The organism is Xanthomonas sp. SI (genome assembly GCF_014236855.1).
Lineage (GTDB): Bacteria > Pseudomonadota > Gammaproteobacteria > Xanthomonadales > Xanthomonadaceae > Xanthomonas_A.
In genome coordinates, this window is sequence record NZ_CP051261.1 from 2,571,947 (window position 1) to 2,586,178 (window position 14,232).

Below are 14,232 nucleotides of genomic sequence, written 5' to 3' on the forward strand. Positions count from 1 at the left end.
GTGTCCTCAGTGGCTATTGTTGCATTAGTCAAAAGCGGAGTTCATTTATGTCTACGCCATTTCCTTGGGATGAGGTCGTTTCTACAGACCACGATCTACGGCAGCCTAAGGATAGGCTGGACATGTTGGAGCGCTCGCTTGCCATCGCGTTGTCGGAGATCCAGCCTGGTCTGCAGGGGGCGGAACATATTCCTGGATATCTAGCTGACTTGAGCTTGGCTAGCTCCGTACTTGTCTCTTCGTCGAATCTTTCGTTCGAACTCGTGAAGTCGGAGGCTCGGCGCCTACGCACCGATAGTCGGCTTGAGGCTGCGTTACAGCAAAGCAGTGATGCACATGCCGTCGCGCTGAAGAAAGCAGGGCTTGCACCTACAGTGCTGGACATACTGAAGTCTTGGGTCGAGGTTCAAGTTGAGGGCCGTGTACTGCAGCGGCAGTTGGATTTTGACCGTCTGGTAAGCCGTGTGGCAGATGTTAAGCCGACGGGGGTCTTTCCTATAAGCGGGCGCGATGCAAGTAAATTTCTATCTGCTGTTGAGTTCGCAAGGGAACTAGGTATCAGTGACGAAACCGTGCGTCGGCGCGAAGATGAACGTGAAGTGTTCTCGATACTTCGACCGGGACGCAAGCGCGGCCGTGAATATCCGGCTTTTCAAGCATGGCCCGGAATCGTTGGAGCGCCGTTGACTCAAGTCTTGGCGGCGCTGGACCCGGAGTTGGGTTCTGCAACCTATGGTTTCTTTGTTTCGCCTAATGAACTTCTGTATGATCTAACTCCGGTAGAATTGCTTTGCGGTGCCCTCCTATCGGTTCGTGACCTGAGCGCTGGCGGTGCCGATCAGCTTATGGCTTCGGCGCCAGCTGCGCGACTAGAGGCCGTCATTGGGGCCGCCAACGCTTATGTCTTGGGGCCATGAAGGGCAGATCTATGACGTTTTCTGCTGACGAAATACAAATCCATTTGCTTGATCCGAACAGCCGGCCTTTGGTCCGGCTGTTTCGTTATGATGGAATGGACTGGGATCCGCCAGATGTCAAGTTTCGTAAACTCCGCGTTGACCCTCCGGATGGATTTAAGGACCAGTTTGCTGTGCTGTATACCGCTGATACTTTGCCAGCAGTGGCAATGGAATGCCGGGTGCTGCAGGTAAACGCTCAGGATGACAGCTTTAAGTGGTCGAAGGATTTGGCAGAGCAATACTCAGTCGTCCGCTATGAATTTTCAGAGCCAGCGCTTTTCATTCCGATTGATGGCGATAATCGTGACTTACTTGGGCTGTCGTGGAGTGGTGGTAAGTTGGATAGTACTTACCTGCCATTTCAGAATGCTGCGCTTGAGTTGCATCGGCGATTTGGAAAAATCATTCACGGGTTAAGCTGGCAATCTTATCATCGCCATCAGTTGGGTCGTGTTTATGCGATTTGGCACGAGCATAAGGTCTCGATAAAGCTGGAAAGAACGTCAAGCAGGCCCTATTCCAAGCTTATCAATGATCCTGAGTGGATTGATTTTTTAAGAAAAAATCCTGCCATTGAAAAAATAGATAGATAAGTGTCTTGAGTTTTTAAATTTCTACGAAAAATTTACTATTTGGGTTGGCTATGTGATTGCCCTACTGAATGAGATTATTTCTTGTGGTTAGGTTTTCATGATGTTGAGTATGATTGGTATATGCTGAAATTTATCGGCGCTGATCTGCGGGCGGATTTGAATTAAGCTTTAAGTTCCGGGATAAGACCCATGTTCCTAACAGGCGATGTGCTGAATGAGTAAGAAAACGTTGGAATCGATCACCTCTGCCAAGGCCAAGATCGAAGAGGAGCTTCGCAAGCTTGAAGAACAGGAAGCCGCACTCCGCCAAGAACAGGCCGCCGCCGCTGTAGCGGAAATTGTCGGCCTGCTGTCTCAATACAGCGAATACTTCACCCCGAAGCAGAAAGCCGAGCTGGCGGTTGCCATCGGCGCCAGCAGCCCGGGCCGCGGTCCCAAGGCCGCTTCGACCCAGGCCAAGAAGGAAGTCGCCCCCAAGTATTGGCTGCCCCATACCCATGAGACCTGGAGTGGACGGGGCCGTCCTCCGCGTGCCTTCACTGCTTGGGAGGGGACGGCTGCTTACAAGCAATGGAAGGCTGGTCACCCGGACGAGAAGTTCCCGAAATATCCGGGCTGAGCGGTGGCAACGTTCCAGGAAGCCAGCTTCGGTAGAGCGCAGGCTCACAGGTTATCTGTGAGCCTGGCAGGTGGTAGACGTCGCCAGAGGCCAAGGGTCGAGCTGGGGTGCTAGGGGGGTGGGGTGACCAGCTGCTAGATGGGCTGGACGGCAAATAAACAAAGTTCTGGCCGTCTCAAAATTTGCAACAAACCAGCGATACGCTTTGTTGGCGCCGGGCAATGCCCACGCACCGCGGTTGCCCGCCCACAACTCTATCCAAGCTCAAGGATGACGCCATGTCGAACCCCCACGTTCGCCTTTCCCGCCGTATCGGCATGGCCTGCCTGTTGCTGCTTGTCGGCATGTTGGTTGCGCCGCTGAGCCAAGCGACGCCGCAACACCAATATGGTCCGCCCTATACGACCTCCTCCAGTCATGGCGTGGCGACGTATCCCACAGTCAATGAAGTCGTCCAATTTCTCGAAAGCCAGATCATGGCGCTATGCGAGTCGGGACCGAAGGGATGCGTGAATCCGCCTACCTTCTCCGTGAGCTATGGCTCTGGCTTCACAGCGGCGATTCTTTACGTCAACGGCCAGACCGATTCCTACATCGAGGCCACCGACAACGTCGTGGGTTATCCGCCCAAGAACGCGGGCAGCTGCAACACGATGTGTAGTGGCGGCCTGGGGCAGAAAGGCGACAACACCGGTCCCCATGGCAGCAGCGGCGACGCGGCTCTGAAACAGGGCGGGGCGCATCGCGGTAGCGTATTCGAGGGCGACCCGATCAACACCGCCACCGGCAACATGTTCCGCCAGGACACCGATTACGATTCGCCGACCTGGCTGACGCTGCGCCGCTTCTACAACAGCAAGACCTTCGTCACCTCGGTGGCGCTTGGCAAGCAGTGGCGCCACTCGTTCGAGCGCACCCTGGACGTGATGGTGGCCACGGCTCCCAACGGTGGAAGCATCATCGACGCACGCCGCCCGGATGGCGGTGTGGAACGGTTCCAGTTGAAGAGCGGCGTCTGGACGACGGATCCGGACATGCCCGACACCTTGACCGAGCGCCGCGACAGCGCCGGTCTGTTGCTGGGCTACTCCCTGGCGGTCGCAGCTACGCAGCAGACCGAGCTTTACGACAGCAATGGCCTGTTGCGTTCGGCGTTCGACCGGATGGGCCAGACTGTGTTGACCCTGGACTACAGCGACGCGCAGACGCCGGTCGCAATCGCGCCCAAGCCGAACCTGCTGCTGCACGTCACCGACGCAGGTGGCCGCGCACTCGCGTTCGTCTATGGCAGCGACAGCCGTCTGAAGACGGTGACCCTCCCCGATGGCGGCGCGCTGACCTATACCTACGACACCACGGGCAACCTGGCTTCCGTGCAGTATCCGGATGGCAAGACCCGCCAATACGTCTACAACGAGCAAACGCTGACGTCCAAGGTCAATCGGCCCACGGCGCTGACCGGAGTGATCGACGAGAAGGGTGTGCGCTTCGAAAGCACCGGCTACGACGCCAACGGCAAGGCCAATTCTTCGAGCTTTGCCGGCAACGTCGATGCCACCAGTGTCGACTATGCGAATTACACCCAGAACTGGGGCGTGCCGGCCACGGTGACTTCGCCGTTGGGAACCCAGGTTTACATGAGCTATACAGACAGCGGCTATGGCGCTTTGAAGCCGACCGGTGCCAGTGTGGCGTGTGGTCAACAATGCAATCAGCCGTGGAAGTCGCTGACCTATGACGCCAATGGCTACCCGGCGTCTACGACCGACTTCAAGGGCACCGTCACCAAGACGACCTACGCGGCTGGCGGCCTGCTGACCCAACAGATAGAGGCCTCGGGCACAACGCAGCAGCGCACCACCAACACCACGTGGAATACCAGCCTACGGGTGCCGCTGACCCGCACCGTGCTCGATGCAGCGGGCGCGACCGCTGCCAAGACGGCATGGACCTACAACGCACGCGGACAGCAAACCGCGCGTTGCCAGGTGGATCCGTCCGTGTCCACCGCCATGAGCTACAGCTGCGGCAGCGCGGCCAAAGCCCCAGCCGGCGTGCGGCAGTGGCTCACCAGCTACTGCGATACCGTCGATGGCACGCAGTGCCCGCAGATCGGCCTGGTGCTTAGCCAGGATGGCCCGCGCACGGATGTCGCCGACACCACGACCTATCGCTATTACCTGACCGCCGACGAATCCGGCTGCGCCAACGCTGGCGGCGTCTGCCACCGCGCCGGGGACCTGTATCAGGTGGTCGATGCGCTGGGCCGTGCCACGACCTATGTGGCTTACGACCGCAACGGCCGTCCCACCCGCACCCAGGACGCCAATGGCCTGATCCGCGACCTCGCCTACACCCCGCGCGGCTGGATGGCCTCAAGCACCCTGCGCGCGAATGCCGACGGCACGCCGTCAGATCAGGATCAGGCCACCATCGTCGCCTACGACGAGGTGGGCAGCGTCAGTAAGGTGACCGACCCCGACGGCACCTTCGTCACCTACGGCTACGACGCTGCGCATCGCTTGACCGACGTGACCGATGGCGCCGGCAACAACATCCACTACTCGCTGGATGCGTCCGGTAACCGGTTCAAGGAAGACACCAAGGACGCGTCCGGCACGCTCAAGCGCACGCTGTCGCGGATCTACAACAAGCTCGGCCAGCTGGCCACGCAGGCCACCGCCGAAGCCGACCCGACCGACTTCGGCTACGACGACAACGGCAATGTGCAGTTGGTCACCGACGCACTCAAGCGGAAGAACCAGACCGACTACGATCCGCTGGACCGGGTCAAGCAGACGACACAGGATGTGGGCGGGATCGCCGCCAAGACCCAGGCCGAATACGACGCACTGGACCGCATCACCAAGGTTACCGATCCCAAGGGCCTGACCACGAGTTACCAATACAACGGCCTGGGCGACTTGCTCAAACTGACCAGCCCCGACACCGGCGTGACCAGCTACACCTACAACAGCGCCGGCAACCCGGCCACACAAACCGATGCGCGCGGCACCAAGACCAACTACGTCTTCGACGTGCTCGGCCGTCTGGCCAAGGCGACCTACGCGGACAAGGCGCTGATCGCGACCTACACCTACGATGCCAGCCAGAACGTGTGCGCGGCCGGGGAAACATTTGCGCTGGGGCGCTTGAGCAAGCTGCAGGACGGCAGTGGCACGACCCAGTATTGCTATGACCGGTTCGGACGCGTCGTGCGCAAGGTGCAGACCACCAACGGCAAGGCGTTCGCGCTGCGCTACGCCTACACCAAGGGCGGCCGCTTGAGCCGGGTGACCTATCCGGACGGCGCGGTGGTGGACTACGTGCGCAACGCGCTGGGGCAGGCCACGGAAGTGGGCGTCACGCCTGCGGGCGGCACGCGGCAAAAGCTGCTGAGCGGCGCCACCTACTATCCGTTCGGCCCCAGCGCCGGTTGGTCTTACGGCAACAGCCGGCCACTGCAGCGCGTGCTGGACCAGGACTACCGCCCGCAGGCGATCCAGGACAGCCGCAGCGATGGCCTCAACATCGGCTTCGCCTTCGACCCGGTCGGCAATCTCACTGCGCTGACCGCTCCAGGCAACACGGCACCCGTGGTCACTTTGAGCTATGACAACCTGGACCGATTGACCGCGTTCAAGGACGGCCCGACCGGCACGGTGATCGACGGCTACAGCTACGACGCTACCGGCAACCGGCTCAGCGCTCAGGTCAACGGCAGCGCCCAGACCTACAGCTACCCGACCGACAGCCATCGCCTGGCAAGCGTGGCCGGCGCCGCGCGCAGCTACGACGCGGCAGGCAATACCACGGCCATCGACGGCACCGCACGCGAGTTCGCCTACGACGCGACCGGGCGCCTGAGCCAGGCCAAGCGCAGCGGCACGCTTGCGATGGAGTATCGCTACAACGACCGCGGCGAGCAGGTGCGACGCTTCCTCGGCACGACCAACACCTACACGGTCTACGATGAGGCCGGCCATTGGATGGGCGACTACGACACCAACGGCAAAGCGCTCCAGCAAGTCATCTGGCTCGGTAATCTGCCGGTGGGCGTGCTGGCCGGCACGGCCTTGAACTATGTGCAGCCGGACCACCTTGGCGCGCCGCGGACGGTGATCGACCCGACGCGCGACGTCGCAATTTGGACCTGGGACATCAAGGGTGAGGCGTTCGGCAACACGCCGCCGAACCAAGACCCAGACAACGACGGGACCGCGTTCGTGTTCAACATGCGCTCCCCGGGACAGCGTTACGACAGCGCCACGGGACTCAACCAGAACTATTTCCGGGATTACGACACCATCAGTGGGCGGTATGGGCAAAGCGATCCGATCGGGCTGAGTGGCGGCATCAACACTTGGGCATACGTCGAATCAAAGCCACTGTATTCTTATGACCAATTTGGCCTTATTTCCGCAGGTCATCATGTTTTCCCGCAGTCAATTTGGCGCGGTCTGGATAATCTATCTCAGGATGTCAGGCAGCTTTTTGATAGGGCTGTAGTAAAGCCGGCAACTAGGCATGGATACAGCAAAGAGCATGCTGCTTACAATCGCATTGCCCGGAGGGCGTGGGATGATTTCTGCGAGAAGGCTGGCACAGATTTGAGGAATATGTCGAAGGATTCTGCACAAGAGTTCTTGGACTACTTGGGTAACAATCCGGAACTGAGTAGGTTCAACGGTCAGGTTGAATCCGGTGAGGCGTTGACAATGCCGGATGAAACCGCGCCACTCCCGGAGATGGCAGAAATGCCGGTTCCGGTAGCTGAGCCGATGGTGGAGCCAGTGGTTGTCGAACCTTTAATTTTTGTGCCGTGAGGCATTTATGAAATTCATCAATTCGCCTGGGTATGTTGTTGCGGAAAGTTCGGAAAATTCCTCGCATGAGGCCTATATTGGGGGGCGATGCCCCCTGCCTGGCGCGGTATCGCCCAATACAGGTGCGCCCCTCACTCAGTTTGCAAGAGTGGTTCAATCGCGCGATGGATTTGCGGTTCCAGGGTTCGATGAGCCCGAGTTGCACCTTCTTTATAGCTGGAAGTGCGACATCCATAAGGGCGACTTTAGCTATAGATACATCAATGGTTCGATCGAGGTGGTCGAATACACGACTGGCAGCGACGACTACGAGGGTTTTCCCTATCCGAACTACCCCGAGGTCTTTAACGAGGTCTCTGTGGGTATTCGTCGTCTTAGTGATGAGGAAATGGCTGTTATTGAAAGATTGAATGCGCCCGATGTTGATGGGGGCTATAAGTTTTCTGGTGCACTCCCTTCAATGCTTTCTGTGCCTCAGCATCAGTTTGGCGGAGTTCCTTATTTGCTAGACACGGAGCGTGTCAGGAAGGACTGCCCTGTGTGCAAAAAAGAGATGACGGTAATTGCCTCTGTCGGGAACAAGAATTATTCAACCGACGAAGGGTTTGTAGGAAATGATTTTGTTCAGGTTCTATACTTTTCCTGCTCTTCCTGTAAGGTCGTTTCGGCTCTGAATTTTTCTGATTGAATTTGGTTCGTAACATATTTCCAAGGGGCGGATCTGCCTCCTTGCCAATCGGCCAATAACGAGTGGAGCATGCGCGTAGGAGTTTTCTGATGCTGCGGTCAGCCTTCAACTGATCGCACGTCCGTGCTCCTCATGGCAACCTGTATCCGTCGTCCAGGCCACTTCACCCACCATGGCTGGGGGACGGGGGCCAGAACCTCCACCTAAGCGCCGACGACCAAAGGCCTCGCATGCGAGGCCTTTGCTTTTTGTGCCTATAGATTGCTTGACTGGGCGGGGACCAGCATCAGAGCCAGTAGCCAACCTGTGGGGCATTGTCCACTAGAGTAAGCGCTGCGGAAGTAGCATCATCGGCGGTAGGGTTGGAGGGAAACGTCACGCCGCCAAACACGACGTTGGATTGCTCGCAGGCAAGGAAGAAGGGGTAGTAACGAGAATAGTCCATGGTGGCGCCCTCGACGCCCGTGTGGCTGCCGACTTCCCCGCCGAGCACGTAGAAGGTTGGTGCACCCAAAATGTCAGCGCTCATTTCGTCCAAAAATTCCTCGCCCAGCAGGAAGGCATTGTCGCGATGTGCTCCATTCGCGTAGACGCCATTCCCATCGGCGTTTGGGCCCGTGGCGAATACGATAAGGCACGGCCCGGCGCCAACGCTCCCGAACACCGTTGCCGCCTCCAGCTCAATGCCTACCACCTCTTGGTCTTGCTCGAACTCGTCAGTGAACGCCACCTCACCGCGTTGAAGGATTGGATTGGCGCCGCTGATGATTTGCTTGATGGCGTTGTCCGCGGTGGTTTCCAGGGCCTGTCTAACTGCCAATGGCACATCATCCAATGCGACGATGTCCTCGCCCTCCATGAAGTTGTCATCGATCGGATTGTAGGAGTAGCCCGAGTTCTGGTCGGTCCACAAGCCTTCGTCGTCGTCGTAGTTCCACATCGCTGCATTCCTCGAAGTTGTTGTTTGTTTAAAGCCAGCTCCCGAAGCGATTGGAGCGGCATCAGTCCTGACGCGGGCCAGCCTTTCTGAAAACGCCATCGCGTCCCTCGCGTGAAAGCACTACAGGAAGGGGCAGGAATCCTTCACTCGGACGTCGACAACCAGGGGTCTCGAATGCGAGGCCTTTTGCTTTTTGCGTCTAGGGGAAGCTGGAAATGCCGTAGCAAGGGCCGCCGTCCGGCACACATTTGTCTATCTTCGTAGACGTTTTGAGCGGCCATGGGGCTTGCGCTTGCGCACTCATCTGGCCAGCAGTAGCGTTTTGGCGACGCTTTCTCGTCAAGGAATGAACGATGAAAACCCTCTCCGGCGCATTGCTTGGATTGGCCGGGCTGGCAGCTGGCCTCTCTCCGGTCGCCAAGGCAGCGGACCAGGTGATGAACCCAGCCGACGTTATCGAGGGCATGGGGGAGCGCATCCCCGCCGGCAAAGAAAACGTCAGCCTGTCGCCGCTGTTCAAGGCCTACACCTTCGAAAAGGCCGGCCTCAAGTTCGTCCAAATCAACTCGGCGCTGGACGAAGTCATCACGGTCATCGTAGTAACCCCCGGCGCTGAATCGCGCTTGCCCATCGGCTCGGCCGCGGGCCAGCCGCTGCCCGTGCTCAAGGGCGACGCAGCCAGTTGAGGGGACGTTCCCGGATTGAGCCGGTCTCTCCTTGGAGCTATCCCTTACGAGTAAAAAAGAAAGCCCCAGGTCGTGACCTAGGGCTTTCGAGGAAACGCGTTGCGAAGCCGGCGCGTGCTCAGCTCAGATCGCAGTTGCTCGGCAGCGCCCACGTCGAGTTCGGCAACATGTTCTTCACCGTAGCCGAGGCCGTGATGGCGACGTTGCTGGCCCCGATGAGCTCTTCCAGGTCGGCGATCGAGACGATGTAGTCGTCCAGGCTACCCAGGCCGGTTTCGTTCGGGATGATCCAGCTGATGGCCTTCTCAGCGCCCGTGCTCGGGTCGGTGGTGATGATGGTCTTCCAGAAGTATTCCGGTGTCCGGATGCCGTGGCTGGACAGGAAGTAGTCGTTGGACGTGTCGCCGAAGACCACGCCGCCGTAGACCTTCACCGGCTTGATGTCGCGGTAGCACTCGGCCACGTTCTCGGCCTGCACCCAGATCCCCTGATTGAAGCCAGACACCTGCGGCACGATGTTGGACATCAGGTTGGCGCGAACGATGTAGGTCGCGTTGTAGTCCATGTGGTTGGACGTGACCAGGTGCCCGCGGTCGTAGCCCGAGCGCACGCTGGCGTAGGACTTGGTCGAGGTTTGGCCGCCGCAGCCGCTCGGCAGGGTGGTGTCGAGGTTGAAGTCGGACGGACGAGCCGCGGAGCCGGTGTCCGCGTTGAGCGAGTATTCGTAGCGCGTGGCCGTGTGGGCGGTGCAGTCGTAGGTCAGGGTGTAGCCGCCCTTGTTGAGGGTGACGACTTGGGCCTGGGCAGCAGCGCTGAACGTAGTGAGCAGGAATAGAGTGAGAAAGATCCGGAATCGCATAGCGGCACATCTCCATGTGTTTTGGGGACGCACGAACCCTGCAGGCACGGGCGATGCCGTTGCCCCTTGAAGGACGCGCAAGTTGACGGAGGTGAAGCAGACAGCGAGAGCTGGCTCGTTGGCCAGTGTGGTGGGGGATACAACCACCGCGCCCCTTTGCCACGGAGTGGCACGCGGTGATCACAGGTATCTAACAGAGCGCCGCCGGGGTCAACCGCGGATTGGCCAAGGTGTGACCTGGTCCCAAGACGTCATCGCTGTAAACCGGCATCCACAGCGATGCAACAAGGGCAGGGTATGGAGCAAAAAGAAAGCCCGGATTGCCGGGCTTTTTGATGCGGATGCTCTATCGGAATCAACTGGTCAGCTGCACCCACAGCACCAGCAACACCATCGGCAGCCCGCTCAGGAGCGAGAAGACCCAGAAGGCTCCCATCAGGGCCAGCGGCGTCATGACCCACCACTGCCCAGCGGTGAACCCCTGGTCGCGCTGCCGAGCCGCGTAGGCTTCTTGCGGGTAGAGGCGCTCCGCTTTCCGCAGGCCTCGCCTGGCCATCAGCGGCCCGACGATGAAGCCAAACGGGCCGAGCAGCAGCAGACTCAACGAGAACCACCGGAAGAACCTCGTGTGGGGCGTCATCACCTTCTTGGGGGCGGCGTGCGGCGCACCGACGCCGGGAAGCGGGTTGACCACGCGCATCGACGCGGGGGTGATCGGATCAGTCTGGGGCGTCATTTGGCGTAGGCCCTCCATGTGCCGTTTGCCTTCGCATAGCGAAGATTTTTGCTGACGGGGAGCGGCACCTGCCGGCCGCCAATGTCGATGGAGACTTTTCCGGTGGTGTCGCACCGGTAGCCCTCCATTTCTTGGGCCTCCACGCACCCGGACAACTGGAACTCCTGGATGCCGGTGATCTGACCTGCGCCGCTCTGGGTGAGGAGCGCTGCCAACGCCTTTTCGGCATCGTCATTGGACGGCGGGCCGCCGCAGCCGGACAGGGTCAATGCAAAGGCCAAACCGGCCAGGGGAAACCTTGCTTTCATGGGTCATTCCTTGATTGGTTGAGTAGAGCGGCAGGAGCCTGCCGCCCAGGTAGGGGCTGAGCGTCGCGAAACTATCGGTCGCGGTTCCCGTCCGGCTTGAAGCCCGCAATCCAGAGCCGGGTGTCCTTGAACGGCGTCAGCATTCCCGAGGGGCCTGGATGCAGATCGGCGGTCTGGATGAACCCGGAGACCCAGGCCACGCGCAGGGCGACGTCGACGGCACGATCGGCGACCCCGGGGCGGCTCACGTTGACCACGAAGGGCTGAGCTGGCGGGTTGGGACCGGTGGAGTGCTGCGCGCCGGTGTTCGGCTTGCTGGGCAGCACGCGAACGCCGTTGAGGGTGTCCCTTCCTTTCCAGAGGGCGGACGTGTTGAGCTCGGCCGTCTCGCCCAGGTCGTCGGTCTCGGTCAGCGGGGCGTCGGCGCAGGCCCGGAAGGTCTCAACGCTCGAAGCCGCGGGGCCGGTCCAGATACGCGCTTCCACCGTCCAGCAGGGCAGGGAAGCGCCCCACTCGGTGAAGGTCAACGCCACTCGGGGCCATTCCAGGCGGCCTGCCTGCGCGGCCTGGTGGTTGTCGCCCTTGAACAGCCCGGGAAGCTTCCTGGCGCCGCTGAGGGGCGTGTAGAGAGGACCGCTGCCGCTACTGCCGGCCTGGGCGGTGGACTTGCCCGCTGCGTTCGGCTTGATGCCCACCATCTGCTTGCCGGCGTCCTTGAGGCTGCCGCCGAGCTGGCGGAAGAAGCCAGGCTTCTGGGCTTGGGTGTCCTGGGCCTGGGCGGCGGTGGGAGCGGCCAACGTCAATGCCAGGAGCGCAGCGAACGCTCCTTGTCCTGCGTGCTTCATAGGAAAAGCCCCTGTAGACCGCCGGCCTGGCGGCATTTACGATAATCGCAGATGAGAAGCCCGCATCCAAGCGGCACACTGAGGGAATTCAGCTTTCGTGCAATCTTCTCGATGCCCAAACCCAAGACACCGGCCACGGTCTATGGCATGCGCCTGCGGAGTGCGCGGATGGCTATGGGGTGGACCCAGGCCGAACTGGCCGAGCGCATTGGGATGGTGGACAACGTCTCAGGGGCAACGCGCGTGAGCCGCTATGAAACAGGTCAGCATGACCCGGACCCAGCCACTTCTGAAGCTTTGGCCAAGGCGCTCGGCCTGCCTGTGGCTTACTTTCATGCGACGTCTGACACCCTCGCCGAGGTCATCCTGCTGGTCGCCAAGCTTCCTGCAGCAAAGCAGAAAGATGCGCTGGAACACCTCCGAAAGATGGCAAATAGCGGAAACAAGCGCTAGGAGGCGCGATTACGCCTGATACGACCCGTTGTGTCGGTGTGCTTTTCATGCATCACCCAAGCCTGAGCGCCTTCACCCTTGGAGATGAGGACCTTATTGCTTCCTTCCATCTTTTCCAGGACATAGCCGGTCATATCGATCTCGAGAGGAATTTCGCCCACCGGCCGCCCTGCAACCTCGAATAGCCACTGCGTCATGCAATACAAAGCGCCAGGGGCGTTCACGATGTCGCATGCTTCTGGGCTGATGGGATCGACTTCCATGGGACCGAGGCTGATCGCCTGCCGAGAGCCTCGAAGAAGCTCATAAGCAAAGTCGATGTCTTGGAAATCTTCTACGGAAAAGGTGTCGGCATCCATCAAGGTGAAATCGGATTTGAGCGCGCGGGCGACCATGTGCAGCCGGCTCAAGCTCCGGATGCGCTGAAACACCGGAAGCATGTTTGAAAGTGACTTTATAGAAGTCGAGAGCTCTTCTTTAGTGCCACCGAAATCCAGTGAAAGGACCATGGCATCCTCTGCGGCAATATGGTCAGCCCAACTGGCAAGCGGAGCCAGGTCATGGAATTGTCGCAAGGGTTTTCCATACATTGCCTTTGCCCTGATAGCCAGGTTGACGTCTGCTTTGAATCGGGAGTTTTCTTCAGCAATGCGCAGCGTTAAATCAAGCGGCGAGAGATGGAGCTCATTTGTGATGCCAATGCCTTTCTCTCCAGTGAAGAGGTCGGCAGCCACTTTCAGCTCCTGCGACAAGACCGAATAGTCCCAGCCAGAGCAGATGAACACGTGCCCTGGCACGGATTGGTGGCGCTTCATTGTCAGCTTTCCCTGCGACAAATTCAGAGGCTTGAGAAGGTCGGGGAACCCGGCAGGCGGCTCAATGTTGAAGCTTTCAACGTCGAAAGATCGAGGTAGGCCGTAGTAGAACGCATCCCGAAGCAGAGCCATGTTCTCTACGGTTCGCACGGGTTGAAACGAGAAATGGGCAGTAGGTGGTTGGTCCTGGATTACGGGAGAGGGGATTTGCCCAGCAATCGTCCGTCCAAGGCCCTTTGGAGCTAAGGAGTGCTCGTCGCGTTCGACCGATAGGCGGTCTTTCCATTGACGGAGAGGTTCGCAAACTGCCGCGAGATACCTTTCAAAGCCGGCCCTATCCGCGAGGGTTTGGGAGGGGACGAAGTTGACCCGCCCCTTGCCTTCGCCCTTCAAAACCTTTTGATTCTTGACAGCCCATGCCTGAGCGTGAATCCAGTAAATCGTCGAGTCGGCCCCGACTCTGAGAATGAACACCGGAAGCATATCTGTGGCGTATTGGCGCAGGCGGCTTCGAAAAACGGGCGCGCTGGGATTCTTCTCCGCAAAGGACGCTGTGCCCTTGACCTGAACCAGAAAGCGGACGCCTTGATAGGTGTCGTAGTCAGGGGTTACGAAAAGGTCATAGCCCATGTCGGTGTGATCTTGCCCGACGTTCCAGCCCCAGGCGGTGAAAGCGCGTTCCGCAGCCAACTCAGCAAGGCGTCCTGTCGTCTGCGACTTTGGGAGGTTCATCCAGTTGCCTCAAGGGGACATAGCATTATCCGCTGACATTCCAGCGGCAGCAAACTCAAGGGTAGAGTTGCTTGGGGCGCGCAACTGCTTCTGCAACTGTCGCCGCCGTGTAGTGCCCCGCCTGGAGGATAGGTTGGGTTACGCGCCGTGGACCGCCCACCAAGCAGGTGCGC

Annotated in this window: 13 protein-coding genes; 7 read left to right on the forward strand and 6 right to left on the reverse strand. The window is 59.5% G+C overall.

Going from position 1 to position 14,232, the window contains the following annotated elements:
• The first annotated feature begins 122 nt into the window (after positions 1–122).
• From HEP75_RS10685 to HEP75_RS10705, 5 genes are all read left to right on the forward strand, one after another.
• The gene (locus HEP75_RS10685; RefSeq protein WP_185826403.1) at positions 123–917 is read left to right on the forward strand and encodes a hypothetical protein; all 795 of its coding nucleotides are present in this window, start codon (positions 123–125) and stop codon (positions 915–917) included.
• A gap of 11 nt (positions 918–928) precedes the next feature.
• A complete protein-coding gene (locus HEP75_RS10690; protein WP_185826404.1) occupies positions 929–1,552 on the forward strand; it encodes an RES domain-containing protein in 624 nt (207 codons plus the stop codon).
• Positions 1,553–1,766: 214 nt separating this feature from the next.
• Positions 1,767–2,171, forward strand: a complete 405-nt coding sequence (locus HEP75_RS10695) for an H-NS family nucleoid-associated regulatory protein (protein WP_185826405.1) — start codon at positions 1,767–1,769, stop codon at positions 2,169–2,171.
• Between the two features lie 278 nt (positions 2,172–2,449).
• On the forward strand, positions 2,450–6,997 hold the full coding sequence (locus HEP75_RS10700) for a DUF6531 domain-containing protein (protein WP_255424056.1): 4,548 nt from the start codon (positions 2,450–2,452) through the stop codon (positions 6,995–6,997).
• A 7-nt stretch (positions 6,998–7,004) separates the two neighbouring features.
• Positions 7,005–7,685, forward strand: a complete 681-nt coding sequence (locus HEP75_RS10705) for a hypothetical protein (protein ID WP_185826406.1) — start codon at positions 7,005–7,007, stop codon at positions 7,683–7,685.
• Between the two features lie 286 nt (positions 7,686–7,971).
• Here the strand turns inward: HEP75_RS10705 and HEP75_RS10710 are convergent, their stop codons facing one another.
• Positions 7,972–8,625, reverse strand: coding sequence for a hypothetical protein (locus HEP75_RS10710; protein WP_185826407.1), 654 nt, complete (start codon positions 8,623–8,625; stop codon positions 7,972–7,974).
• 353 nt (positions 8,626–8,978) lie between these two features.
• On the opposite strand from HEP75_RS10710, the gene HEP75_RS22285 reads away from it, so the two are divergent.
• Complete coding sequence (locus tag HEP75_RS22285; RefSeq protein WP_255424057.1) at positions 8,979–9,311, forward strand: hypothetical protein; 333 nt, start codon at positions 8,979–8,981, stop codon at positions 9,309–9,311.
• Positions 9,312–9,429: 118 nt separating this feature from the next.
• On the opposite strand, the gene HEP75_RS10720 is transcribed toward HEP75_RS22285, so the two are convergent.
• From HEP75_RS10720 to HEP75_RS10735, 4 genes are all read right to left on the reverse strand, one after another.
• A complete protein-coding gene (locus HEP75_RS10720) occupies positions 9,430–10,170 on the reverse strand; it encodes a DNA/RNA non-specific endonuclease (protein ID WP_185826408.1) in 741 nt (246 codons plus the stop codon).
• Between the two features lie 355 nt (positions 10,171–10,525).
• Positions 10,526–10,870, reverse strand: coding sequence for a hypothetical protein (locus HEP75_RS10725; RefSeq protein WP_185826568.1), 345 nt, complete (start codon positions 10,868–10,870; stop codon positions 10,526–10,528).
• A gap of 32 nt (positions 10,871–10,902) precedes the next feature.
• Positions 10,903–11,214 carry a hypothetical protein gene (locus HEP75_RS10730; RefSeq protein WP_185826409.1) on the reverse strand — a complete coding sequence of 104 codons (312 nt, stop codon included), beginning with the start codon at positions 11,212–11,214 and terminating at the stop codon, positions 10,903–10,905.
• 71 nt (positions 11,215–11,285) lie between these two features.
• On the reverse strand, positions 11,286–12,059 hold the full coding sequence (locus HEP75_RS10735; protein WP_185826410.1) for a hypothetical protein: 774 nt from the start codon (positions 12,057–12,059) through the stop codon (positions 11,286–11,288).
• Positions 12,060–12,170: 111 nt separating this feature from the next.
• Between HEP75_RS10735 and HEP75_RS10740 the strand changes: the two genes are divergently transcribed.
• Positions 12,171–12,512, forward strand: a complete 342-nt coding sequence (locus HEP75_RS10740) for a helix-turn-helix transcriptional regulator (RefSeq protein WP_185826411.1) — start codon at positions 12,171–12,173, stop codon at positions 12,510–12,512.
• On the opposite strand, the gene HEP75_RS10745 is transcribed toward HEP75_RS10740, so the two are convergent.
• Positions 12,509–14,059, reverse strand: coding sequence for a DUF4365 domain-containing protein (locus tag HEP75_RS10745; RefSeq protein WP_185826412.1), 1,551 nt, complete (start codon positions 14,057–14,059; stop codon positions 12,509–12,511). The genes HEP75_RS10740 and HEP75_RS10745 overlap by 4 nt on opposite strands.
• Positions 14,060–14,232 lie beyond the last annotated feature (173 nt).